We start from the raw sequence: 25,561 nt of genomic DNA on the forward strand, positions 1-25,561 counted from the left end.
ATTTGATATCCTGATAGGATTTGTTCATATCTATGAAATAAAACAATCATCTATAAACTATCAATCATAGTTAAATCATTGCAAATAGACGAGAATAGTACTAAATATAAGTTCAAGTTGTGTTATTTAGGTAAAGAGGCAAAAAATATATAATTCATCAAGACATTTTCATCGATGAGGTATACAATTTATACACTAAATTATTATTCTCTTTGAAGTGTAGCATGAAATATAACGCAATTATCGCAATGTTTATGGCAACAAGCTTATCTTGTGCCGCAGCCGAACATCACCCTCACTGGGGGTATGAAGGGCAGGAAAAACCAGAAAACTGGGGAAAACTCTCACCGGAATATTCAACTTGTGAAAATGGTAAAAATCAATCGCCAATCAATATCGATCATGTTTTAAAAACAGAGCATAGCGAACTCAAACTTACTTTTGAAGCCGGCCAGCAAAATATCATTAATAACGGCCATACTATTGAGATCGATGTTTCCGGAAATAACCAATTAGAACTAGACGATGAAATTTTCACATTACAACAATTTCATTTCCATACGCCGAGTGAAAACACCATTAAAGGCAAATATTTTCCAATGGCAGCACACTTTGTTTATAAAAACCAAGATGATGAATTGGCAGTAATTGCATTAATGTTTAATAAAGGTGAAGCCAATTCAGAATTAGCAAAAGCATGGCAACAAATGCCGACAGAATCAGGAAATACAGACGTTTTAGCCAACGCAGTTGATATTAAGGCGTTATTCCCAAAAGAATTAAGTTATTACCGTTTTAGCGGATCATTAACAACACCACCATGTACAGAAGGAGTAAGGTGGATCGTGTTAGAACAACAAAGCCATGCCTCAGAAGAACAAATCGAAAAATTCCATTCGATTATGCACCATGATAATAATCGCCCAATTCAGCCATTACATGGAAGGATTATTGTTGATTAAAATAAGATAGGGGTTTTAGGGAAAGCGATCACTAAAGCTTCTTTAAAATATATCTGTGCAAGGTAGTTGCTTATAAAATAAATAAAAGTTTGTTTTTATAGCAAAAGAATGCTTATTCGTTGAATTTTGAAAAAAAACGCAGTTGTGAAGTGACCCCATAAAGTTGGACTCTTTTGTTAAGCGGCTTGTAAGGCCTGATTTCGATATTCTACCGGAGTCAGGCTTTTTAGCAAACACTGAGGTTGTTTGTGTATATAGATATTCCTCTGTTGCTATTCACATCTTTTAATTCGCAATACCCGAATTTTCTTTTTATAACGAGAGGGCCAAATCCGTTTAGCCTCTACACCTAAAGCATTAGCAATAATCATTTCACCTTTTGTCCATGGCCGTGCAAGTGCGTTAGCTAGTGTTGAAGGCGTGTAGCCTGATTGTCTAGATAACGCAGATAGCGTTGTTCCTTTCTTTTTCAATGCTGCAATAATATCGGCAGGATGCCAGTCTTTTTTGCTATTCATAACACCTCCTGAAATCATCAAATACATGAATTATTAATGAGAAACTTTAATTATGATTAAATTAAAACCAAAATTCAAGTTATACATGATTTATTAAAGTATTCCATTACGAAATTTAAATCGCAGAAGAGGATAATTATTAATCAAAACTATATAAGATGAGCAGCAATTATCATGATTGGTAAGCGATTAAAAATAGCTAGAATCAATGCAGATCTGACACAAACTGAACTTGGAGTGAAAGCAGGATTAGACGAAGAATCAGCAAGTTCCCGTATTAGTTCTTATGAAAATGAAGTTCATTCACCAGATTTTACGCTTGTTAAACGTCTTGCAAAAGTTCTTGATGTACCTAGCGCTTATTTTTATGCTGAAGATGATGAATTAGCCGATTTTATTATTCAATATAACAAGCTAAAAAAACAAAAGCCTAATGCGTTTGTGAGTTTAACGGCTTCATAATTGTGATGACATCCATTTATTTAGAACAATATAAGCTTGTCTTCATACATTGAATTAAGCAAAACATAAACCAGGAAAAACTAGCACCAGCATTAAATCGACCACAATTTATTATTGCCAACGTTTAAAGTGGAGAGCGCCGATTAGATGTGATGACGTTTGTGCATATTGCTCGATTACTTTCTCTCAATCCTGAAACTGTTGTTAGAAAAATTAAATAATATGGTAATCAAATATGAGCATATCAGCTCATCAGTAAATGATAATAAACGTTGAATAATTTTAACAAGGCTATTTTGTAATAACTTCTACCTTTTAGTGTCTATATGGGTCAGGGTATGATTGCTATGTTGCCGTAAGGTAATAGAGCACTTTGTAAATATTTATATATTATTCATTTTGCTGTTGAGTACGATGAAATCTCTGTTATATCTGATGATTGGTTAAAAGAATTTGAAAACTTATTAATGGTTTTATTTGCAATCCTTGTAGTCATTTCACTCAACTATTTGTACATTAAATTACGTAATGCGTAGTATGGGATATATATAAAATCTACGATTAGCGTAACCTTAGGCAATTCTTCTCAGAGGGCTACATGAAGATCACAAACAAATATCGTTCTATATTTTGCTTAAGACTAAAGCATATTAGACTTGAGCGTGGTTTATCGCAAAAAGAACTAGGCAAATTGGCAGGTATAGATGAATTTGTCGCAAGTACTCGTATTAATAGATATGAACAAGGGATTCATGAAGCGAGTTTAGATACTGCCGGAAGATTAGCTGAAGCTTTAGATATACCGTTAGCTTATTTGTATGCAGAAGATGATAAGCTGGCAGAGGTGATTTTAAAATATAAGAAGAATAAATTGTAACTTGGCTCGTAGTTGATAATTATTTGATATATAAAGTAAAATGCCAATATCCTTTAATCATTTGGTAGTTACTTCCAACGTAATATCGGTGCCGGTTTCATGAGTAAATCGGGCAACCTAAAGGAGTATAACCTAATTAACAGCTTTGATTACCAGAGTAAATGGGTTCAAACAAGTGATAAAGGTTCTGGAAATTATCTTTATCTTGTCACAATAGATGACGGTGCGCTTAACCTTGTTGATCGATTTATATCAATCGATGCGATTTGCGCGTATCCTTAGATGCGAAAATTAAGAATAACTGCAAGCGGTACTAAGTTAGCATAAATTCCACAATAGTACCCTATGTAATAGAAATTAAAGGGATTTAGTCAAGCTCAATCTATTTTAAAGGATGTAGGTGCTGATTTATTAAAAGCACATCTTAAAAAATGATATTTGTAACTTTTCAGTTTAATACTGATAAATAGCCGCCTAATGCGGCTTTTTTATTTTTAAAAGGGCACATATGAGAAAGGAAAGAAAAAATAGGTCACCTAATTGAGCTAGCCGGTTGTTTAATTAAGGCTAAAAAGTATTGCTTTGGGCTATGAAACATTTGGTGATATAGTGCCCCAATTGTTACAGGTTTTGGCGTTATATGGGTGAGTACAAATCAACTATGCATGATTATGCAAAACAAAGAGTTTTCCAACATATTAGAAGCAATTAAAATATTGTAAGAGAAGAAGCTGATTAATTGGCTGAATAAACACTATTTTATTATTTAACTGATTTGTTTTATAAAAAATAGTGGTGGAGCTGGCGGGAGTTGAACCCGCGTCCGAAATCTCTACATCCTTGGTACTACATGCGTAGTTTGTCTTTAAATTTCGCCTACCTGCTGCGGACAAACACGCTACCGATAGACTAGCTTGATTCAGTTTAATGCTTCCGCCCCAAGCAAGGCTTCCACACGATCTCGTTTGGGTTTGACTCCTCTTTATCCCCGTCCTACGAGCGGAGGCTAGGGAGAGAAGGCTCTATGCAGGTTATTAAGCTGCTAGTGCGTAGTTTTCGTCGTTTGCGACTATTTTTTTGCGGTTTATTTACGAGGCCTACCGCACCTCGGCATGCACCTTGGGTTTCGCAAATCCCGTCGAATCCAGAATCAGCCCCAATTGTGATTTGTTATTAACTAACAATATCGGGGCATTATAGGTCAATTCAAGGGGGAATACAAGTTAACCTAAATTTAGATAAGCCCCGTTTTCAGTTGGTTTTTCGTCTTTTGCTGTGCTAAAAATCTTATCTACCACACTTTAGCGACAGGATTAAGGTTGTCACCTGCACAGCGTTAATATAAGTTGGGCACCAATCCAATAAGCTTTAAATTAAAGACGGTGCATTGATAAACATTGACATTCTATCAGGACAGAAACCTACTATTTCAAATAAAGCTAGCCCCCAATCTTGTCAAGAAGTTTCAGAAATACCCTACGTTTTAGTAAAAAACTTAATACTTGTTGATGTCGGGATTTAATTATTTATTTTTTTGTATGACAGTTTAAGCCGGGTTTTTTGTTAAATAGCTAGAGAAATTTTATTTTTTTTAAAAAATTAAAAAATAATAACCATTATAAATCAACTAGTTATAATATTTTTTAATAAATATTATAAATTTTTTAAAATAAGTTGGAACTTTTTGTTATTACCGTTGTCTATATTATCAGATTACGTTAATTCATTTTTTTGCCCTCCACTCATTTTTGAGTGGATTTTTTTTGCCTGTCGTTTGCCTTTAGGCGTCCATGCTCTTTTTAATCAACGTTGCTATTTTCGCTTTAAGTTTTAATCTTTTAAGGCTTTGCATCTTGTGCCATAGCTTGATAACTAACACTATCTGTCCAATTTTGACAGCTATGAATAAAGTAGTATCATTGTTATTTTTATCAAGGGCTTGAAAAAATTTTAATGTTAATGATTAGAATAAGCGCTTGCCCGCCATATCGACTGTAAGTTAAGAGAATTTCTATGTTATTTTCCAGCCAAACCAAAGGACATCTAATTGCTTTGATGACCGTGTTTCTTTGGGGAACTACCTTTATTGCCACAAAAGTACTGTTGATCGATTTTAAACCCATTGAAATTTTATTTTACCGGTTTGGGTTGGGTTACTTAATGCTTTGGGTTTTGGCGCCACGGATATTTGCTTGGCAAGGATTTAAGCAAGAACTGATGTTTTTGTGCGCCGGGTTTTGTGGTGTAACTTGTTATTTTTTATGTGAGAATATTGCCTTAACTTATACCACCGCTTCAAACGTCGGAGTGATCACAACATTAGCGCCCGTGTTTACCGCACTTTTATCGATCTTCTTTTTAAGAACTGAACGGCCAGCGAAGCGATTTTATATCGGGTGTTTATTTGCTATTTTGGGTGTTGGATTAATCAGCTTGAATGGTAAATATGTGTTGTCGCTTAATCCTTTGGGTGATCTGCTTGCGGTCGGTGCCTGTTTGTTTTGGGCATGTTATTCAATCTTAACCAAAAAATGCAGTCATTATGGATACAATACAATTTTATTAACACGACGATTTTTTTTCTATGGTTTAGTGATGATGCTCCCGGCGTTATATCTGTTTGATTTTAAATGGGGACTTGATCGCTTCACGCACTCAGCTAATCTTTTTAATATCCTATTTTTAGGTGTAGGGGCTTCGGCGATCTGTTTTGCTTCCTGGAATTATGCAGTGAAATTAGTTGGTGCTGTAAAAATTAGTATCTATCTGTATTTAGTGCCAATTTTGACCATTATTGCCGCAGTTGTGATGTTAAATGAGCCTTTTACATGGATAGCCGCTATCGGTACGTTATCAACCCTTATTGGGGTGTTGTTATCGGAAGGAAAATTCAGATTCAGTAAGCATTGATCTAATCAATCAAATAAGTGACTACAAGGGGCTTGTGCCCCTTTTTACTGTATATTAAGGCGTTATGCGTTTATCGATTGCATCCATAATGATTTGCCCGAGGTGGGGGTAGTTATTATCAAAATGGTGACCGCCGGGGAGTTCGACCGCTTCGCCTTTCATTTGTGGTTGCAGACATCCGGTTTCGTCTTGTTCTTCCTCGCCATAGATGCAAAAGAGTTTATTAGCCGGAATTTTGGCGACTTCCGGTGCTGTTTTCATCTCTTGACCGGATTGTCCTAGCCAGCCGCTGATCTCAATTTCAAAGTTAGCATCTTTGGAAAAGGCGATCAAAACCAAAGCTTGTACGGCTTGTTGATCTTGTGGGGATAAGCGATTATAAAGTGCCGGTAAGATATCACCGCCGAACGAATAGCCAGCCAGTACAAAGCGCTTCGTGCCCCATTTATCACGATATTGTTGCATTAAATAGGCTAAATCTTTACTACTGCGCTCGACTGAACGATGTTGCCAAAATAGTTTTAATGCATCAACGCCAACCACCGAATAACCATTTGACGCCATATATTCGGCGGATACTTTGTCTAAATCCCGCCAACCACCGTCACCGGAATAGTAGAAAGTGACGGTTTCCGGGTGAGCTTGTTTATCTTTAGCGGGCAATTCAATGACCGGCAATTGTTCATGCTCACCATATAAAATCGATGATAAATGTAAACTTAATAACTCAACCGGCGAGGCCTGATACTCACCAATAGACGTTGTGACATTAATCTTTTTTTGTTCACGAGGAAACACTGCCACAGCTTCATCGGGTGGGTTGTTCCAAATCACCTGCCAACTGCCATGGCTGGCTTGAGAGGGTAATGGGGCATCACAATCTTTATGGTCTAGTGTGAACTCAATTGATAGCGCTTTGGCATTATCATTTGGTTGCTTAGTTAACCACCGATAGGCAAACGCTGCGCCTTCTTGCATACCGGCGACCACATAGTGGCTCTCGTTAAGGATTTTTTTAGCTTGATCAAAGCGGTTTTGCTGCTCAAGGCAACTGGCATTTGGTTTTAATTCAAATTGTACCAGTTTTGCCCCCGTGCTTTTAGATAAATTAAGCAGCTGTTGAGCGCTGAAATGGTTTTCTTCGGTAGCAACAATGATAGCAGCGGCTTCCGCTGATGTTTTCGGTGTTGCTGATAATACTGAAAAATTCGAGTCAATGGTTATTGTATTGACTGAAGCGCTTTGCCGTTTTTTATAATAATACAGACCAGCAAAGACAAGTAACGTAATGAGCACCAGCATCAAAAACAGTAAAATATAGCGTAATGTCTTTTTCATATTATGACTTCTTACCTTTTTTTAATCCGGTAATACCACCTGAAATCAGTATGGTGGTATCAATAAGGGCAACTAAAGGATCGAGCCCGGTCGGAACAGCCATATAACGTGGCTCCCAATGTGTGGCAAACTTATCTTTGAATCGCCTTAATCCTTGAAAGTTATAAAAGCGTCCACCACGGCGAAAGACTAATGCGCCTAATCGTTGGATTATCGGTGCGCCTCGGCGCCGTTGCATTCCGGCCAGCGGTACCATGCCTAAACTAAAATATTTAAATCCTTTTTGTTGATAATGCAAAATCAAGCCAACCATTAAAAATTCCATAGTCAGTTTTGGAATATCTTGCACAACTCGCATTAAATCGATGCTTGCTGAGTAATGTTGGTCAGTTTCAAGTAAGTTTACAAAGGCAATAATGCGCCCTTGATACTCAATGGTGGCAATGGTGAAACGATCTAAATATTGTTTAGAAAAAGAGCCTAACGAGAATTTTTTCTCTTTGGTATGCTTATTGCTCAGCCAGGCATCCGACACGGTTTTTAACTCATCTAACGGAGCAGTGCCCGGTGCATAAAATTTAAGACTTAGCCCGTCACGCTGACCACGATTCCATGTGTAACGCAGATCTTTATAGCCTTTTGAGGTTAAGTCAAATTCAGCTAAATTAACTAAAGCCTCTTCCCCCAGTTTAATCGCTTGCAAGCCGATATCCATATAAAAAGGTAAGTTGGCCGCTTTAACGTGGTAAAATACCGGCCGTAAATGATGTTGATCGCATAAATCCCGAAAAGCCCAAATTAACTCAGCTCGCTCACCACTATCACCAATAGGATCGTAAAGGGCAACCATGCTTCGTCTACGTTTGGCATACATGATAAAAGCGGTTTGTGTTTGGTTAAATAACAGCGATTTATCGGCATTCATGGCAAGCAAACCTTCCGGCTGTTTGGAATTGAGGATGATTTGATAAGCTTTATTTAACTCCTCTTGCTTCGGCAGATTGATAACCGGTAACGAAGGTCGAAATAGCCAATAGAGCATAATACAAGTGAGTAAAATAAAGCTTGCTAACGCCATTTTTAATCCTCGAGGTGCGTGACTATCTAACTCAAATTGCCACCACAAAGATTGGTTGTAAGGCGCGTTTTGGTAGATAAATAGTGTCAACCAAACCAACAGAGCAATCAAACAAAAACAGATTGCAAAGGATTTCAATGAATAAGGTAAAACTCGCAATCGGCTTTTACGATAAAAGGTCGTTCTAAACTTAATCAACAATAAGGTTATAGCAGATAAAAAACTGGTTTCAATCCAATGCAGTCCACTTAACAGCGAGCAACAGCTACCTAAAACCAATAAAATAATCGACACGTTCCAAGCGCTATATAGTCTGCGACGTAGCCCCATTGCCAGCAGTAAACACAGTACACCGATTAAACTGGCGCTTAAGTGGGCAAGGTTGACCACTTTATTTGGGATGAGGGTGGTGACAAATGGATGATTGTACCCGGGGATGATGCTGGAAAACATCATCACCACGCCGGCAACAAAGACTAAAACCGCCATAATGGCTGCGGCAATGCCGGTTTCGTTTTCGTCAACTTGCGGAGCGGTTAAAAATTGTTTGCCTTCGTTAATTAACAACAAAATACCGGCCGGAATCAGTGGTAAAAGGATATAAATAATTCGATAAATGATGAGTGCAACGGTTAATTGCGCTGCGCCAATTTGTGATGAAAATGCCGCTAACATAATGGCTTCAAATATCCCAACACCACCGGGAACATGACTTAATACCCCAGCGACTAATGCAATAATATAGATCATAATAAAGGTGATAAAGTTGGGCTGATTGGGGATAAGAAAGTAGAGAATGGCTCCGGCTAATAGGACATCAAATAATGTGATGAGAAACTGACAACTTGCCAGCTTTAAGTTAGGCAGGCGGATTGACCAGTGTAAAAATTGAAATAATTGGCTATCTGGATTTGGTCTTTGGGTTAGTCGATGACAATATAAATAGAGTAACAGCCCGGCATAAAGCCCAACAACGCCACCAGCAATAAGCCAAACCTGTCCCGCCGACAAATGCAAAGCTAACATGGTGTCGCGGGGGTGAATTAATGCTGCAACGGCGGCGAGCAGTGGTAAGGTAAAACCTAACGACAAAGTGACGAAAATTGACATTCTGGCAACATCAATGGTGGTTAAACCATACTTAAAATAGAGCCGGCAACGGATTGCACCGCCGGATAACGCCGATAACCCAACGGCATTGCCTATGGCTGATGCACAAATGCCACCGACTGCAATAGTTGATCGTTTCAAATCCACGCCGGCATAACGAGCGGCTGACCATTCATAGCATATCAGCATAATATAACTCCCCATCGCTGACAGACAGGCAAACAGCACCGCGCGAAATGAAAGCTTATCAAAAGCGTTTTTGATATCTTGCAGATTAATTGTTTTTAACAGTTCCCAACAAACGATTAACGCAATAAAAAAAATAGATAAGGCTAGAAGTAAAGCTAAAAATTGACGATAGCGAGTGAAGTCTTCTATCAATTGCCATGGCAAAACTTTACGCGCTGAAATTTTCACTTAATCAACTCCAAAAATCTGCTTCGATGAAATTTAGGTTTGGCATTCTAACGCTCGCTATTGATGAAAACAATCAAGGGAAAATTAAAGAAAATATAAAAAAAACATTAATTACTGTCGGTTTTTAATGGTTATTGTTTATTTATTGTGCGGTTTTATTGTTAAATCTGAATTTTACGTATTATTTTCATTTGTCCAATTAGCCTATTATTAGCTTAATATTATTCAATGATAAGGCTTTTAGCGATAGGTTACAGTTTGCTATAATTTGCTTAAATTTATTTAATAAACTGTAAATGGTGTCTATTGAGTCAACAATGCGATAATTTCCTTAATTTATCGCTCACGATTTGTTGCTTTTATAAAGTTAATCCAACCGAATATTTAACCGTTATCATTTTTATAAACTTATGAATACAAAATTAGCTGCCCGAATAAACGACCAACAACAATCTGTGATAGTAGCGGTGCAATCCTATGTTGCGCAAAAGTTAGCCCACGATTTTTCCGGGCATGATATTGCGCATATTGAGCGAGTTGTCAGCTTGGCACAGACAATCTTGATTAACGAATCTAACGCCGATGCTTTTATCGTGATATTGAGCGCCTATTTACATGATGTGATTGACGAAAAAGTGGCTGCTGATGTTAATCAAGCGGTGAGTGAATTGCGGGATTATTTATTTTCGCTAAACTTAACACAAACACAAATCAATCAGATTTTCGATATTATCGAAAATATGTCTTATCGAAAAAACTTAAGTTCAGTAAAAAAATTATCACTCGAAGGGCAGATTGTTCAAGATGCTGATCGTTTAGACGCCATTGGCGCAATTGGTATTGGTCGAACTTTTTATTATGGTGGTAACAGACATAATATTATGCACAATCCTGCCATATCACCCCGAACGCAACTTAACGAAGATAACTACAAACAACCTAACACCGTCATCAATCATTTTTATGAAAAGCTTTTTTTACTGAAAGATATGCTCAATACAACCACAGCAAAACAGCTAGCAAAACAGCGGCACGAGTTTATGCTTCAGTTCGTTAACCAGTTTGAAAAAGAGTGGCGAGGGGAGGCATAGCGCTATTAAGTTTAATTCATTGAATATATCTATCATGTCGTTATAATTAATTAAGTTATAAAATAATGGGTAAAGGAGCGGGCAATGAATTTATCTATCAATACTAAAATAGATTTGGGCAACAATGTTGCCATGCAGCAGCTTGGTTTTGGTACCTATAAATTAACCGATTTAGATCAGGTAATAAAGGCGGTAAACACTGCCACTAAGGTTGGGTACCGTTCATTCGATACTGCTGAGCTTTATCAAAATGAAAAACAGCTTGGGCAGGCGATTAAGCAATGTGGTGTTGACCGAAAAGATTTATTTATCACCTCCAAAATCAGCAATCAAAATCAAGGATATGAAAAAACCTTAGCCGGTTATGAACAAACCTTAAAAGATCTCCAACTTGATTATCTTGATCTGTTTTTAGTGCACTGGCCACTTAATAGTACCTTTTTTGAAACGTGGCGAGCGTTTGAAAAACTTTATGAAGAAAAGCGTGTCAGGGCAATTGGTGTCTGTAATTTTCATATTTCGCATTTAGAACTTTTAGCCAGTCAAGCTAATATCAAACCTATGATTAATCAAATTGAGATCCACCCTTATTTAACGCAAATTGATTTAGTCCGCTATTTGCACCAGCATGATATCGCCATTGAAGCTTGGTCACCTTTAGCTCGCAATAAAGTATTGAGTGATCCGCTTTTGGTGAATATTGGCGATCGGTATAATAAATCGGTGTCGCAAGTCACTTTACGCTGGCATTTACAAAATGGCTATATCGTCATTCCAAAATCATCACACCCCGATCGGATTGCTGAAAATGCTAATATTTATGATTTTGAGTTAACGGCTGATGAGATGCGTAAAATCAACTGTTTAAATCAAAATTATCGCACTGGCCCAAATCCCGATGATGTTTATACTAAAAATGGCTTTTAAAATGACGCTGGTGCGCTTAACGGACTTTAGTTAAGCGCACTTTTACTATACCGGAACTGGCGCCCCCACTAACGATAACACAATCGGCAGTGTAATTAAGCTCAATAACGTGCTGACCAGCGTCGCACTGGAGACCAACTCAGGGTGCGTATCAAATTGTACTGACATTAATGTCGTGTTGGCGGCACTTGGCATTGCGGCTAATACCACTAATACTTGCTTATAAACCGGTAAAATCGGTAAATAATAGACCATTATGCTTGCCACAATCGGCGAAATGACCATACGGGTGATTAACGAAAACGACAGTTTAGGATAATCGAGTTGTTTAATGTGTATCTTAGCAAGCTGCATACCTAAAATAATCATAATCACCACAATGGATGAATCACCAATCATATTAATTGAGGTCATAATCGATTTGGATAATGGAATATGACACAGCTGAAAAATAATCCCCAAAAGTGCTCCATAAGCCACAGGCATGCGGATAACTTTATTAATCACATCTTTTTGACTGACGATATCGCTACGAGAACTACCTTTAGCGGCATAATAGATACCCACGGTGCTCATCACAAATTGTTGTAACACCATCATAATCACGCCTAAATCAAAGCCAACCGCGCCAAAAAAGACCAATAGTACCGGCGTACCATAATTGCCATTATTCATAAAACATGAACTTAAAATCATCGCACACCGCTCTTTGGTCGAATATTTCATTATTACCGACCAAATCGAGACAATCGCCACTAATGACAGGCAAAGCCCAAAGATATACATCACATAAAATAGATAATCAGTGGTGAGGGTATGGGTGTAGAAAGTTTTAAATGCCAAAAAAGGCGAAAGCACATACAGTGACATTTTAGACAGATTAGCCACATCAAATTTTAAGATTTTTTGGGCGATAAAGCCGACAATAAAAATACAAAAAATAGGGAATAAAATGATAAAAAATTGCATAAATAATATCTTTATTTGTTAACTAGCTTATTGAATCAATCGCATTGATGATAGATTCACGTAAATCATGGCAAGTTTTATCATCAAGCGCTTTATTGTGTTTATCGGTTAAGATAAACAAATCTTCGATATGTTCACCAATGGTGGCAATTTTAGCACTACTTAATGACAAATCTAAATTGGCAAACACTTCACCGACGCAAGCAAGCAAGCCGGGTTTATCAAGGGCGATCAGCTCCATATAGGTTTGGCTATCATTAAACGCTGATAAAAAGTTAACTTGCGTTGGGATTGAAAACGATCGCAATCTTTGTTTTGGTGGTTTGATCCTTACCCCTTTATAAACCGGTTGTTGTAATGCCTTTTCAAGTGCGGTGATGATATCTTGATGCCGATTTTTTTGTACCGTTTGCCCGTTCGGCTCTAAGACGATAAAGGTGTCGAGGGCAAAGCCTTTTTTGTTGGTGATAATTAAGGCATCATGAATATTTAAGTTAAGTTTACTGAGCGTATTGCAAGCAGTTGCAAACAGATAAGGTCTATCAGGCGAGTAGATAATAATTTCAGTTCCGCCATGATAAGGCGCCGGATTGATTGATACCAAGGTTTGGTTTAAATCATGGTTTAACAAAATTTGCGCGTGCCACACGATCTGTTCGGTACTGTAACGCAAAAAGTAGTCGACCCGATAATCTTGCCAAAGATCATTGATTGCAGGCTCAGAAAAGTGTTGCCCAAGCAGCATGGTTAATGCATCTTGCTTATGTTGCCTTGCAATACTACGTTGCTGAGGTATTTGGTGAATGCCGGTATCAAACGAGCGTTTAGCGGTTAAATACAGCTCACGTAGTAAGCTCTGTTTCCAGCTATTCCATAACGTTTCATTGGTGGCACACACATCGGCAACCGTTAAGCAAAGTAGGTATTGCAAACGGCGTTTGCTTTTCACCAATTGCACAAAAGCACGGATAACATCGGGGTCTTGTAAGTCTCGATTTTGCGCGGTGACAGACATTAATAAGTGGTAACGCACCAGCCAGATAATCAGATCGGTATCTTTTGCCTCTAATTGATGTAAATGGCAGAATTTTTCTACCAGTTTGGCGCCGATCTCTGAATGATCGCCATGGTGCCCTTTACCAATATCGTGAAATAAACCGGTTATGATTAACAGTTCCGGTTTGGATAATTTGGCTAGCACGGCTGAACTATTGGGGTGCTTGAGTTGACCGGCTTGTGTTTTGAAGCTATCAAGCTCCAGTAACAGGCGAATTGTATGTTCATCCACCGTATAGGCATGAAACAGATCAAACTGCATCATACCGGCAATGTGTTTCCAACCCGGTATATAAACCGTTAATATGCCATATTGGTGCATGGGCAATATCGCCTTTTTAATGGCATCCGGGTGTTTAATTATTTGCATAAACAGCGCTCTAGCTTTTGCCTCTTCACAAAGTAGCGAAGTTAAGTGCCGTCTGGCTGAGCGTAATTGTCTAATGGTGTTTGAATAAAGTCCGGTAACTTGTGGATTAAGCAACATGGTATAAAACAGTTGCATAATCATGACCGGATCGTCGTTGAAAATATTATCATTTTTGACGTCGATTAAATTCTCCCGAACTTGAAAATAGTCATCGATATCATAAGGTTTATTATTGGCGTGTTGGGCTAAAATCGATTCATCAAAAAGCTGTAACAGCATTTGATTTAATTCGGTAATATTATGCGCTACACGATAGTAGTCGTGCATCATCTTTTCAACCGGTGTATTGCCTTCGCCTTTATAACCTAGCAAATTAGCAATGCTCAGTTGGCGGTCAAACAGCAGGCGGTTATCATAACGATTTATCACGCTATGCAACGCAAAACGCATTCGCCATAAAAATTTACGGCACGTTTTAAACTCTTCGATATCTTCGGGCGTTAAGTAGTCAAAGTTAGCCACTTTCTGCAAAAACTGATCACCATAATGGCGAATTGCTATCCATTGAATAATTTGCATATCACGCAAACCGCCTGGGCTATTTTTTAAATCCGGTTCAAGATTATAGGTGGTGCTGTGATACTGTTTATGGCGCTCTTTTTGTTCGGCAACTTTTGCCCGATAAAACGCCGCCGAAGGCCAGATTTTATCGCTAAAAATCTGTGCGCTTAGCTCATCTGATAGCGATTGACTACCGACAATTAATCTTGATTCGATTAAGTTGGTCATAATTGTGATATCGTTTTTCGCTTCTTGCAGGCAGGTTTTTAACGTTCTGACGCTATGCCCGATATCTAAATGCAGATCCCAAAGTAAACGCACTAAATGACCTATTTGGTTTTCCAGCTCTTTACTTAGTGCTTGGTCGCTTAAGATTAAAATATCGATGTCAGATAGCGGATGTAGTTCTGAGCGGCCATAACCACCAACCGCAATTAATGCAATCCGATTTTTTTTAAACAGTGAAGGAGTTTGTTCGGGAATTTGATAATATCGCCATAAACGCTCAAGCAGCTTATCAATAAATGCACTGCGTAAATGCACTAAGTCATCGATATCAACTTGTTGTTTAAACTGATCAACAGACCATTGCTGAAAGTCATCGAGTTGCTGTTTAAGATAGCTAATATTTATCTGCTCATCAGTAAAATCGAGCGGAGAAATCGGGTAATTCAAATGGGCATCAGTCATAGTTGTCAAATTGATCAAGACAATGGGATGATGATAACGTTACCTGATTTTTAGTAACTGTCAAGCTACCGTTAGGGTAAAAATGACCTCAATAAATCTGTATAGATGATAAAAAAGGAACAATTTTTTGTTCCTTTTGACAAGAAGTTTCAGAAAATACCTACGTTTAAGTATAAAACTATAATTTGAAATCGCTTAAATCATCTTCATTGATTTCAGAATCAATTTGACCCACTAAGTACGAGCTCATTTCAGCTTCTTGTGGGGCAACTTGGACATTGTCTGATACTAGCCAGTTGTTGATCCATGGAATTGGGTTGGATTTTACTTCGTACGGTAATTTTAATCCGACTGCTTGCATGCGGATATTGGTGATATACTCGACATATTGGCATAAGATATCTTTGTTTAAACCAATCATTGAGCCACCTTCAAATAGATACGATGCCCACTCTTTTTCTTGATTGGCGGCTTGTAAGAAGAGATCATAACAATCTTGTTCACACTCTTTGGCAATTTCCGCCATTTCCGGATCGTCTTCGCCACTGCGTAAGGTGTTAATCATAAATTGGGTGCCAGTTAAGTGTAGTGCTTCGTCACGGGCGATAAGTTTGATAATTTTGGCATTACCTTCCATTAACTCCCGTTCAGCAAATGCAAATGAGCAAGCAAAGCTGACATAAAAGCGAATCGCTTCAAGGGCATTGACGCTCATTAAGCACAGGTATAGTCGACGTTTAAGTTCACGTAGGTCGATTGTTACCGTGCGATTGTTAATTGTGTGCTTGCCTTCACCAAATAAGTTGTAATAGCTGGCATAGCTAATTAAATCATCATAATATCCTGCAATGTCACCGGCACGTTTTTGAATCTCTTTATTCGTCACAATATCGTCAAATACCACTGACGGATCGTTGACAATATTACGAATAATATGCGTGTAAGAGCGAGAGTGGATAGTTTCAGAAAATGACCATGTCTCAACCCATGTTTCAAGTTCGGGGATCGAGATAAGAGGCAATAAAGCCACATTCGGACTACGGCCTTGAATGGAATCAAGTAAGGTTTGATATTTTAAATTACTGATAAATATATGTTTTTCATGTTCCGGTAGCGCCGCATAGTCGATACGATCTTGCGAAATGTCGACTTCCTCCGGTCGCCAAAAGAATGAAAGTTGTTTTTCGATAAGTTTTTCGAACATCTCATATTTTTGTTGATCGTAACGTGCAACATTAACAGGTTGTCCAAGAAACATCGGCTCTTTAAGTTGATCATTATGCACATGCGAAAAGGTACTGTAATTCATACTCATAACAAAACTCCTAACTGATTTTTAGTTATTTTTACCGCCACCTTTCGACAGTGAAAAGAGGGCAACATCAGGGGAAAGTATCCGTTTCCCCAATACAATGATTAAATGGCTATTTTTTATAGCGTTAGACTAAATCTTACAGGCGCCACCAGCACAACCGTCATCACTTTCAGTAAGTGCAATATCACCTTGAACATCTTCAGCACCGTCACGGGTGTTGTGATAGTAAAGTGTTTTAACCCCGTATTTATAAGCCGTCAATAAATCAGCTAACAGCTGTTTCATCGGTACTTTATCATTCGGGAATTTAGTCGGATCGTAGTTAGTATTAGCTGAAATCGATTGATCGATAAATTTCTGCATAATGCCCACTAACTGTAAATAACCGGTATTATTTGGAATTTGCCAGAGTAATTCATAAAAGTTTTGCAGATCTTTATAGTCAGGCACAACCTGTTTTAAAATCCCGTCTTTTGAGGCTTTTACGCTGACAAAACCACGTGGCGGCTCAATGCCGTTGGTCGCATTGGAAATTTGTGACGAGGTTTCCGAAGGCATTAAAGCCGATAGGGTTGAGTTGCGTAAACCGTGGGTTTTTATTGATTCACGCAGTGACTCCCAATCATAATGTAATGGCTCTTTAGTTAAGGTATCTAAATCTTGTTTATAAGTATCAATAGGTAAAATACCTTGTGAATAAGTAGTCTGATTAAATAACGGGCAGGCTCCCTTTTCTTTAGCTAAGTTATTCGACGCTTTAAGTAGATAGTACTGCATCGCTTCAAAGGTGCGGTGCGTTAAATTATTGGCGCTGCCGTCAGAATACTTAACACCATGTTTAGCCAGATAGTAAGCATAGTTAATGACACCGATGCCTAAAGTGCGACGATTAAGGGAGGAGTTTTTCGCCGCAGGAACAGGGTAATCCTGATAATCAAGTAATGAATCAAGGGCACGCACCGCTAAATCAGCAAGCTCTTCAAAGTCATCAAGTGAATCAATTTTACCCAGATTAAAGGCGGATAGTGTACATAGGGCAATTTCACCATTTTCATCGTTGACATTATTCAGCGGTTTGGTTGGCAACGCAATTTCCATACATAAATTTGATTGATGAACTGGCGCCAGTTGTGCATTGAACGGGCTGTGCGTATTACAATGGTCGACATTTTGGATATAAATTCGCCCGGTTGAAGCACGTTCTTGCATTAATAAAGCAAACAGCTCGACCGCTTTTACTACTCGCTTGCGAATATTGACATCTTGTTCATATTGATGATAAAGCGTTTCAAATTTTGCTTGATCGGCAAAAAATGCATCATACAGACCCGGCACATCAGACGGGCTAAACAGCGTGATATTTTCGTTTTTGATTAAACGCTGATACATCAGTTTATTAATTTGCACGCCATAATCTAAATGACGAACACGGTTTTCTTCAACGCCACGGTTGTTACGTAAAACCAGTAAACTTTCAACTTCTAAATGCCAGATAGGGTAAAACACCGTCGCTGCGCCACCACGTACGCCGCCTTGTGAACAAGATTTCACTGCGGTTTGGAAATATTTGTAAAAAGGAATACAACCTGTGTGGAAAGCTTCACCACCACGAATTGAACTGCCTAACGCACGAATACGCCCGGCATTAATGCCAATTCCGGCACGCTGAGACACATATTTTACAATGGCGCTAGCGGTCGCATTAATGGAATCTAAGCTATCATCACACTCAATTAAAACACACGAGCTAAATTGACGGGTTGGGGTACGTACTCCTGCCATAATCGGAGTAGGGAGCGAGATTTTGAATGTCGAAACCGCATCATAAAAACGCTGAATGTAACTAAGGCGGGTTTCTTTAGGGTAATTAGCAAATAAACAGGCCGCCACTAAAATATATAAAAACTGGGCACTTTCATAAATTTCACCGGTTACCCGATTTTGAACTAAGTATTTACCTTCTAACTGTTTTACAGCGGCATAAGAGAAGGTCATATCACGCCAATGGTCGATGATCTTATCCATTTGTTCAAACTCTTCCTGGCTATAATCTTCCAGTAAGTGTTTGTCGTAACGTTCGCTGGCAACCAGTTTTTTGACGTGCTCATAAAGTGGTGGTGGTGTGAATTGGTTATACGCTTTTTTACGTAGATGAAAAATGGCTAAGCGAGCAGCTAAATATTGATAATCCGGCGCATCTTGTGAAATCAAATCAGCAGCGGCTCGGATAATGGTTTCATGAATATCAGAAGTCCTAATGCCGTCATAAAATTGAATATGGGAACGCAATTCGACTTGAGAAACCGACACATTATCTAATCCTTCAGCCGCCCAGGTAATCACTTTATGAATTTTATCCAGATTGATAGGTTCTTTTTGGCCATCCCGCTTAGTGACAAGTATTGATTTGTTCATTTTCCATCCAGTTTGATTGTGAAATTTTTGTATGGGTTATAATAGTTGATAATTATCAAAATATACAATATATAGTGCCTATTAATCATTTAATTACTATATATAGTGTATATATTCATCAATAACGTACCGTTTTTTAATTAAAAAAAAGGCTTTAGCGCTAACCGTGCTCCAATGTTGTTTATTATTCAATTAAATAACAAAGGTAGGTTGGCACAGTAAAAATTCGAAAACTATATTGATAAGAAATACCTATGAATAGCAAACGGTCATTTTATCATTTAAACTTGTTGCCGTTTGTTGATTCTTTTTTGATAAACAACTGGCTTATCGTGTTTGGCAATAAGTTCAATATCGTGCTGTTGTTAATGTTTATTGTTCAGACTGACTTTTAGTATTCGACTGTTTATTATTGTGGTTTTAAACAATATAACACCGGTTATTATTACCGGTGTTAACTTTATATTAAAAACACGGTGATTACTTTTTAGATGATTTATACCGTTGATTTAAGCTAGCTTGATTTTGGGCATCTAACCATGCCAGTTTTTCCGTATAACTCTTTTCTGCCCCGCGAGTTGTGGGGTGATAATATTTACGATCGGCAAGTTCGGGTGGAAAGTAATTCTCACCGGCAGCGAAAGCATTTGGTTCGTCATGAGCATAGCGATATTGATCGCCATAACCTAACTCTTTCATTAATTTTGTTGGTGCATTACGTAAATGTTCCGGCACATCATAATCGGGTTTCGATTGCGCATCTTGCATTGCCTGTTTAAACGCCAGGTATACCGCATTACTTTTTGGGGCACAGGCTAAATAGACAATCGCTTGCGCTATAGCACGTTCGCCCTCCGCTGGTCCAACACGGGTAAAGCAGTCCCAAGCGGCAAGGGCAACTTGCATCGCCCTAGGATCGGCATTACCGACATCTTCTGAGGCTATCGCTAATAGGCGACGTGCCACATACAGCGGGTCACCGCCTGCTGAAATGATTCTGGCATACCAATAAAGCGCAGCATCGGGCGATGAGCCTCGAATGGATTTGTGCACTGCCGATATCAAATCATAATAACGATCGCCTTGATTATCAAATCTGGCGCTGCGTTCGCCAATAACTTGTTTGAGTAAATCGGTGGTGAGCGCTTGACCGTTAGACATATCAACCAATAGTTCCAACGTATTAAGTGCTCGCCTTGCATCACCGCCGACAAATTCAGCAATTTGCTGTTTAGTCTCTTGCGGTAAAACAATTTGACGATTGCCATAGCCACGCTCAGGATCATCCATCGCTTGTTGTAAAATCTGTTCGATATCTTCATTGGTCAACGATTTGAGTAAGTACACTCTTGCTCGTGATAAGAGTGCTGAATTTAATTCAAATGACGGATTTTCTGTTGTTGCCCCAATAAAAGTAACAGTGCCATTTTCAACATAAGGTAAAAAGGCATCTTGCTGACTTTTATTAAAACGGTGAACTTCATCCACAAATAAAATCGTGCGTATGCCTGCTTGCTGGTTAATTTGGGCACGTGAGATCGCTTCACGGATATCTTTAATTCCCGATGTCACCGCTGAAATGCGTTCTACTTTAGCATTGGCATGGTGAGCAATAATCTCTGCCAGTGTCGTTTTACCGGTGCCCGGTGGTCCCCAAAGAATCATTGAGTGCAAATGCCCAGCTTCAATGGCTTGACGCAATGGCTTATCCTTGCCTAACAGCTGAGTTTGACCAATATATTCAGATAAATTACGTGGACGCATTCGAGCCGCTAATGGCTGAAATTCATCGTGAGTAAATTCAAAAGACATACTAGGCATGGCAAAGAGTGATCCCAATTGGTTAAATGAAAACTATTATATACCTGTTATTAGATAAGTGAAAAAAGAAAAGAAAATATCTTTCCCCACTGACAGAAAAACGGTAATATTTTGAGCTTATTCAGCAGTTGTTTATGAGTTAACCATTAATACCGGATCGAAAATAGAAGGATTGTTTATGAAAAAGTTTTTATTCTTAATAGGGTTATTCGTTAGTGTGTCGGCATTTGCAGGCGATAAGGAATTATTACAACAACGGTTAAATAAAATTGACGGATTTTCTGCCCGATTTACGCAAAAGGTGACAACCGCCGATAATAAACCGGTACAAGACGGTAAAGGTGAATTATGGGTAAACAGACCTTATTCTTTCAATTGGACAATGACAGAACCGGATGAAACAATCGTTATTTCCGACGGTAAAAATATGTGGATATATACTCCTGCAGTCCAACAAGTTACCTTGTTGAATTTAAAAAATTCGGTCGATAATCGTTTAATGTTACTACTCACCGATAGCCATAATGCGATTTGGGATTCCTATCAAGTGAAACGCAAGCAAGATTCATTTACCTTAAAAGCAATCGATGGTTCAAAAAAAGATTTTATTATTTCGGTATTGCCGACCGGTATGGTTTCTAACTTCACCGTTATTGAAGAAGACGGACAACGCAGTTTTTATGATTTATCTAACCAAACTTTAGGGATAGTTAATGCGGATAAATTTAAACTTGTTGTGCCTGGCGGTGTCACAGTTGATGATCAGCGTTAATGGTAATAACTAGCTAATGCTGACTAAATTAAACATTTGGGGCGAGTGCTAACAAACAGCCCCAACTTAAAGCTAAATGATGTTTTATTCATTTAATCAATTAAAATGGCTATTTGATACACTCACTGTCACCGTTTAATGATCTTTTTCATTAATACTCACAACAGGGTTATCGGAAAACAGATAGTGATCTCGTTTGGTTTCAAAATCCTCACTTGCTGCATCAAATAACATTTTTTTGGTGTTCTCCAGATGTTGCCACATGGCTAATTTGGCCGCTTTAGGATCACGGTTAATCAGTGCTTCTAAAATCTTATCATGTTCATCCCACCAGCTATCAATATCTTGTTGTTGTACATGTTCATGTAGCTTTTTCCATAACGGATTTAACATCCGTTGCCGCCATGCCTCTTCAACAATGGTTATCAAAGCAGTATTGCGCGTTATCATGGCGATTTGGGTGTGAAATTTTAAATCCCAGTTGGAGTCACGGTAGTGATCTTCTTTTTTCGCATTGTGCTGGATTTCTAACAGCTTAACAATATCATCTTTGGTGATCTGCGTTGCGGCAAATTCAGCAATATTACTCTCTATCAGTTGACGAGCTTGCAACAGTTCAAAGGGACCTGTGGTTGAGAAGTTTAACCCTTGTGACGGTGGTAACATATCAGTCTGTACTGTGTTGGCTATTACATGTATGCCAGACCCTTTACGTGCATCGACATAACCTTCCACTTCCAACATGATAATTGCTTCTCGCACAACTGAACGACTTACTTTAAGCTCTTCACATATCAATCTTTCCGACGGCAGTTTGCTGCCGACAGGGTAATCACCATTGATTATTCGCTTTTTAAGCTCGCTGGCAATAACTTGATAGAGCCGCTGATGTTCGTTTTGTTCTTGGGTCATAATTATCTTGCTAAAAGGTTTAAGTTATCAAGGATCTTAAAATAACATCTAATCGGTTAGAGTTAAATAATATTGCCTGAATTTTTTCGAATAAACAGTATGTTGTTGAACGATTTTAATAAAAAAATAACCGTTTAAATATTAAGGTTATCATTAAAATCTGTGATGTATGTCAACTTTTTTAGTTGTCATACATGTTAATATGCGCCAGAATGTTTGTCGATTTAGGAGTAGTAAAGATGTTAAAAACCATAAAAAATCTGCGTTGGTATATGATAGCTTTAGTTACGATTGGAACTATACTTGGCTATTTAACTCGAAACTCGATTGCGGTTGCCGCTCCAGTTCTTAAAGATGTTATGGGGTTAACCACCCAACAATATTCGTATGTTGTTGCTGCATATTCAGCTTGCTATACGGTAATGCAACCGGTTGCCGGATATGTTTTGGATTTGTTAGGGACACGCGTTGGTTATGCGGTTTTTGCCTTATTATGGTCGGTATTTTGCATCAGCACCGCCTTTTCAACCGGATGGCTTGGGCTGGCTATAACACGTGGCGCTGTCGGTGCTGCTGAAGCGGCAATGATTCCAGCCGGCTTAAAAGCGACAAGTGAATGGTTTCCGGCTAAAGAAAGATCGATTGCCGTTGGCTGGTTTAATTTAGGTTCATCCGTCGGGGCAATGATAGCCCCACCATTGGTTGCCGGCGCAATTTTCTTACACAGTTGGCAGTTAGCCTTTATTATTTGTGGTTTATTAAGTTTTATTTGGGGGCTATTTTGGTTTGCTCTTTATCGACACCCAACCGAACAAAAATATCTATCAGCTGAAGAGCAAAAATATATATTATCCGGTCAAGAAGCTGGTCATCAAACATCCAATAAAGAAAAGTTACCCGCTAAAAAAATTCTCACCACCAGCCGCTTTTGGGGGATTGCCTTACCTCGTTTTTTAGCCGAACCGGCATGGGGAACATTTAATGCATGGATCCCTTTATTTATGTACACCGTTTATCATTTTGATTTAAAACAGATTGCGATTTTTACTTGGTTGCCAATGTTATTTGCCGATTTAGGCTGTATTTTAGGCGGGTATATGTCGCCGTTTTTTCAAAAACATTTTAATGTCAGCTTAGTGAATTCACGTAAATGTGTGGTCACTGTCGGCGCTGTATTGATGATTGCGCCAGGCCTTATGGGGCTGTTCTCCGATCCTTATATCGCTATCATTTTATTTTGTATTGGCGGCTTTGCTCACCAAACTTTATCCGGTGCCCTAATTACCCTGTCATCAGATGTTTTTGGTCGGAACGAAGTTGCCACCGCTAATGGATTTACCGGTATGGCAGCATGGCTTGCTAGTACGATTTTTGCTTTGATTGTTGGGGCACTTGCCGACACGGTCGGTTTTAGTCCGTTGTTTGTGATTTTAACTTGTCTTGATCTTTTAGCTGCGGTAGCGGTGTGGACAATTTTAAAAGCCCCAACAACTAATCAATAACTAATTAAATCAAATTGCCAATCATATAATCGATTGGCAATCGAATTGCTAAACCCTGTTTTTGGAGATAAATATGCGCTTTTTAACCGAAGATTTTTTACTGGATACTGAGTTTTCTCGTCAGCTTTATCATGATTATGCTGCTGATCAACCTATTTTTGACTATCATTGCCATTTACCACCGGAGCAGATCGCTCAAAATTATCAATTCAAAAACTTGTATGACATCTGGTTGAAAGGCGATCATTATAAATGGCGAGCAATGCGCACTAATGGTGTTGCTGAAAAATATTGTACCGGCAGTGATGTTAGCGATTTTGAAAAATTTAAAGCGTGGGCGCAAACTGTGCCACATACCATTGGTAATCCGTTATACCACTGGACACATTTAGAGCTTCGACGTCCGTTTGGCATTGATAATCTCTTACTTTCCCCTGCAACGGCTGAAACAATTTGGAATCAATGTAATGCTATGCTTGAAACAAAAGCATTTTCCGCACGTGGCATTATGGAAAAAATGAACGTTAAAATGGTTGGCACAACTGATGATCCTATCGATGATTTAGCCCACCATAAAACAATTGCGCAAGATAGTTCGTTTACCATTAAAGTGTTACCGAGCTGGCGTCCGGACAAAGCGTTTAATATCGATTCGCCATTTTTTGCTGCTTATATGGAAAAACTATCCGCCGTGGCCGATGTGGCTATTTCAAGCTTCCAATCACTTTGCCAAGCGCTCTCAAAACGTATGGACCATTTTGCCGCTCACGGCTGTAAAGTATCCGATCATGCCCTTGATACGGTGGTTTATGAGCAAGCGAGCGAAACAGAGCTCGATGCGATTTTAACTAAGCGCCTTGCCGGTAGTGAGCTAAGTGCAAAAGAGGTCGCACAATTTAAAACCGCTGTGCTTATCTTTTTAGGTTTTGAATATAACAAGCGTGAGTGGGTACAACAGTACCATATCGGCGCATTGCGCAATAACAATACTCGCATGTTTAACTTAATGGGCGCCGATATCGGCTTTGATTCAATCAATGATTCCCCTGTCGCCCAGCCACTTTCTCGATTGTTGGATGCACAAGCGAAAGAAAATGCATTACCAAAAACGATTTTATATTGTTTAAACCCTTCTGATAACGAAGTTCTTGGCACCATGATTGGTAATTTTCAAGGTGAAGGCGTTGCCGGCAAGATGCAATTTGGTTCCGGTTGGTGGTTCAATGATCAGAAAGACGGCATGATTCGTCAAATGACTCAATTAGCCCAGCTAGGCTTATTAAGTCGTTTTGTCGGTATGTTAACCGATAGTCGTAGTTTCCTTTCTTATACTCGTCATGAATATTTTAGACGTATTTTGTGTCGTATGGTTGGTCGTTGGGTCGAAGACGGCGAAGCACCTCGTGATATCGAGTTATTAGGTCAAATGGTGAAAAACATTAGCTTTGATAATGCCAAAAACTATTTTGGTATCGAGCTCAATTAACA

General features: G+C 38.7%; 18 protein-coding genes and 1 other RNA gene. 9 read left to right on the plus strand and 10 right to left on the minus strand.

Annotated features, from left to right (window positions below; translation table 11 throughout):
- Positions 1-224 precede the first annotated feature (224 nt).
- On the plus strand, positions 225-962 hold the full coding sequence (locus J3U37_RS05025; protein ID WP_267373617.1) for a carbonic anhydrase: 738 nt from the start codon (positions 225-227) through the stop codon (positions 960-962).
- Positions 963-1,234: 272 nt separating this feature from the next.
- Here the strand turns inward: J3U37_RS05025 and J3U37_RS05030 are convergent, their stop codons facing one another.
- Positions 1,235-1,480, minus strand: coding sequence for a helix-turn-helix domain-containing protein (locus J3U37_RS05030; protein WP_267373620.1), 246 nt, complete (start codon positions 1,478-1,480; stop codon positions 1,235-1,237).
- A 174-nt stretch (positions 1,481-1,654) separates the two neighbouring features.
- On the opposite strand from J3U37_RS05030, the gene J3U37_RS05035 reads away from it, so the two are divergent.
- Both J3U37_RS05035 and J3U37_RS05040 read left to right on the plus strand, forming a co-directional pair.
- Entirely contained in the window at positions 1,655-1,942 is a 288-nt protein-coding gene (locus tag J3U37_RS05035) for a helix-turn-helix domain-containing protein (RefSeq protein ID WP_065563680.1), read from the plus strand.
- A gap of 598 nt (positions 1,943-2,540) precedes the next feature.
- Complete coding sequence (locus J3U37_RS05040; RefSeq protein WP_267373622.1) at positions 2,541-2,819, plus strand: helix-turn-helix domain-containing protein; 279 nt, start codon at positions 2,541-2,543, stop codon at positions 2,817-2,819.
- Positions 2,820-3,612: 793 nt separating this feature from the next.
- On the opposite strand, the gene ssrA is transcribed toward J3U37_RS05040, so the two are convergent.
- Positions 3,613-3,977: a transfer-messenger RNA gene (gene ssrA / locus J3U37_RS05045) on the minus strand.
- Positions 3,978-4,832: 855 nt separating this feature from the next.
- Here ssrA and J3U37_RS05050 point away from each other — a divergent pair.
- Positions 4,833-5,729, plus strand: coding sequence for a DMT family transporter (locus J3U37_RS05050; RefSeq protein WP_267373624.1), 897 nt, complete (start codon positions 4,833-4,835; stop codon positions 5,727-5,729).
- Positions 5,730-5,783: 54 nt separating this feature from the next.
- On the opposite strand, the gene J3U37_RS05055 is transcribed toward J3U37_RS05050, so the two are convergent.
- Complete coding sequence (locus J3U37_RS05055) at positions 5,784-7,067, minus strand: virulence factor family protein (RefSeq protein WP_267373627.1); 1,284 nt, start codon at positions 7,065-7,067, stop codon at positions 5,784-5,786.
- A 1-nt stretch (position 7,068) separates the two neighbouring features.
- The gene (mprF, locus tag J3U37_RS05060) at positions 7,069-9,672 is read right to left on the minus strand and encodes a bifunctional lysylphosphatidylglycerol flippase/synthetase MprF (protein ID WP_267373630.1); all 2,604 of its coding nucleotides are present in this window, start codon (positions 9,670-9,672) and stop codon (positions 7,069-7,071) included.
- A gap of 410 nt (positions 9,673-10,082) precedes the next feature.
- On the opposite strand from mprF, the gene J3U37_RS05065 reads away from it, so the two are divergent.
- Entirely contained in the window at positions 10,083-10,763 is a 681-nt protein-coding gene (locus J3U37_RS05065; RefSeq protein ID WP_267373632.1) for an HD domain-containing protein, read from the plus strand.
- Between the two features lie 84 nt (positions 10,764-10,847).
- Positions 10,848-11,690: an aldo/keto reductase gene (locus J3U37_RS05070; RefSeq protein ID WP_220218913.1), complete on the plus strand. Its 843-nt coding sequence runs from the start codon at positions 10,848-10,850 to the stop codon at positions 11,688-11,690.
- A gap of 45 nt (positions 11,691-11,735) precedes the next feature.
- On the opposite strand, the gene J3U37_RS05075 is transcribed toward J3U37_RS05070, so the two are convergent.
- From J3U37_RS05075 to J3U37_RS05095, 5 genes are all read right to left on the minus strand, one after another.
- A complete protein-coding gene (locus tag J3U37_RS05075) occupies positions 11,736-12,659 on the minus strand; it encodes an AEC family transporter (RefSeq protein ID WP_220218914.1) in 924 nt (307 codons plus the stop codon).
- 22 nt (positions 12,660-12,681) lie between these two features.
- On the minus strand, positions 12,682-15,336 hold the full coding sequence (gene glnD / locus J3U37_RS05080) for a bifunctional uridylyltransferase/uridylyl-removing protein GlnD (RefSeq protein WP_220218915.1): 2,655 nt from the start codon (positions 15,334-15,336) through the stop codon (positions 12,682-12,684).
- Positions 15,337-15,514: 178 nt separating this feature from the next.
- A complete protein-coding gene (gene nrdB / locus J3U37_RS05085; protein WP_366518653.1) occupies positions 15,515-16,645 on the minus strand; it encodes a class Ia ribonucleoside-diphosphate reductase subunit beta in 1,131 nt (376 codons plus the stop codon).
- 135 nt (positions 16,646-16,780) lie between these two features.
- A complete protein-coding gene (gene nrdA / locus J3U37_RS05090) occupies positions 16,781-19,066 on the minus strand; it encodes a class 1a ribonucleoside-diphosphate reductase subunit alpha (RefSeq protein WP_267373634.1) in 2,286 nt (761 codons plus the stop codon).
- A gap of 480 nt (positions 19,067-19,546) precedes the next feature.
- The gene (locus J3U37_RS05095; RefSeq protein WP_267328673.1) at positions 19,547-20,887 is read right to left on the minus strand and encodes a replication-associated recombination protein A; all 1,341 of its coding nucleotides are present in this window, start codon (positions 20,885-20,887) and stop codon (positions 19,547-19,549) included.
- Positions 20,888-21,065: 178 nt separating this feature from the next.
- On the opposite strand from J3U37_RS05095, the gene lolA reads away from it, so the two are divergent.
- Entirely contained in the window at positions 21,066-21,659 is a 594-nt protein-coding gene (lolA, locus tag J3U37_RS05100) for an outer membrane lipoprotein chaperone LolA (RefSeq protein WP_267373637.1), read from the plus strand.
- A 135-nt stretch (positions 21,660-21,794) separates the two neighbouring features.
- Here lolA and exuR read toward each other — a convergent pair whose 3' ends face one another.
- Positions 21,795-22,571 (minus strand): transcriptional regulator ExuR, encoded by a 777-nt coding sequence (gene exuR / locus J3U37_RS05105; protein ID WP_267328671.1) that lies wholly within the window; start codon positions 22,569-22,571, stop codon positions 21,795-21,797.
- A 239-nt stretch (positions 22,572-22,810) separates the two neighbouring features.
- Between exuR and J3U37_RS05110 the strand changes: the two genes are divergently transcribed.
- Both J3U37_RS05110 and uxaC read left to right on the plus strand, forming a co-directional pair.
- Positions 22,811-24,073, plus strand: a complete 1,263-nt coding sequence (locus tag J3U37_RS05110; RefSeq protein ID WP_220218921.1) for an MFS transporter — start codon at positions 22,811-22,813, stop codon at positions 24,071-24,073.
- A gap of 73 nt (positions 24,074-24,146) precedes the next feature.
- Positions 24,147-25,559 (plus strand): glucuronate isomerase, encoded by a 1,413-nt coding sequence (gene uxaC / locus J3U37_RS05115; RefSeq protein WP_267328670.1) that lies wholly within the window; start codon positions 24,147-24,149, stop codon positions 25,557-25,559.
- Positions 25,560-25,561 lie beyond the last annotated feature (2 nt).

Source organism: Gilliamella sp. B3172 (assembly GCF_026536465.1).
Classification (GTDB): Bacteria; Pseudomonadota; Gammaproteobacteria; order Enterobacterales; family Orbaceae; genus Gilliamella.

What these genes read in the sequence shown, in the direction of transcription:
- J3U37_RS05050 (WP_267373624.1), top strand. Translation starts at nt 4,833, where the DNA reads ATGTTATTTTCCAGCCAAACCAAAGGACATCTAATTGCTTTGATGACC.
- J3U37_RS05095 (WP_267328673.1), bottom strand. Translation starts at nt 20,887, where the DNA reads ATGCCTAGTATGTCTTTTGAATTTACTCACGATGAATTTCAGCCATTA.
- nrdA (WP_267373634.1), bottom strand. Translation starts at nt 19,066, where the DNA reads ATGAACAAATCAATACTTGTCACTAAGCGGGATGGCCAAAAAGAACCT.
- J3U37_RS05025 (WP_267373617.1), top strand. Translation starts at nt 225, where the DNA reads ATGAAATATAACGCAATTATCGCAATGTTTATGGCAACAAGCTTATCT.
- J3U37_RS05070 (WP_220218913.1), top strand. Translation starts at nt 10,848, where the DNA reads ATGAATTTATCTATCAATACTAAAATAGATTTGGGCAACAATGTTGCC.
- exuR (WP_267328671.1), bottom strand. Translation starts at nt 22,571, where the DNA reads ATGACCCAAGAACAAAACGAACATCAGCGGCTCTATCAAGTTATTGCC.
- J3U37_RS05030 (WP_267373620.1), bottom strand. Translation starts at nt 1,480, where the DNA reads ATGAATAGCAAAAAAGACTGGCATCCTGCCGATATTATTGCAGCATTG.
- J3U37_RS05035 (WP_065563680.1), top strand. Translation starts at nt 1,655, where the DNA reads ATGATTGGTAAGCGATTAAAAATAGCTAGAATCAATGCAGATCTGACA.
- J3U37_RS05075 (WP_220218914.1), bottom strand. Translation starts at nt 12,659, where the DNA reads ATGCAATTTTTTATCATTTTATTCCCTATTTTTTGTATTTTTATTGTC.
- J3U37_RS05055 (WP_267373627.1), bottom strand. Translation starts at nt 7,067, where the DNA reads ATGAAAAAGACATTACGCTATATTTTACTGTTTTTGATGCTGGTGCTC.
- J3U37_RS05065 (WP_267373632.1), top strand. Translation starts at nt 10,083, where the DNA reads ATGAATACAAAATTAGCTGCCCGAATAAACGACCAACAACAATCTGTG.
- nrdB (WP_366518653.1), bottom strand. Translation starts at nt 16,645, where the DNA reads ATGAATTACAGTACCTTTTCGCATGTGCATAATGATCAACTTAAAGAG.
- uxaC (WP_267328670.1), top strand. Translation starts at nt 24,147, where the DNA reads ATGCGCTTTTTAACCGAAGATTTTTTACTGGATACTGAGTTTTCTCGT.
- lolA (WP_267373637.1), top strand. Translation starts at nt 21,066, where the DNA reads ATGAAAAAGTTTTTATTCTTAATAGGGTTATTCGTTAGTGTGTCGGCA.
- J3U37_RS05040 (WP_267373622.1), top strand. Translation starts at nt 2,541, where the DNA reads ATGAAGATCACAAACAAATATCGTTCTATATTTTGCTTAAGACTAAAG.
- J3U37_RS05110 (WP_220218921.1), top strand. Translation starts at nt 22,811, where the DNA reads ATGTTAAAAACCATAAAAAATCTGCGTTGGTATATGATAGCTTTAGTT.
- glnD (WP_220218915.1), bottom strand. Translation starts at nt 15,336, where the DNA reads ATGACTGATGCCCATTTGAATTACCCGATTTCTCCGCTCGATTTTACT.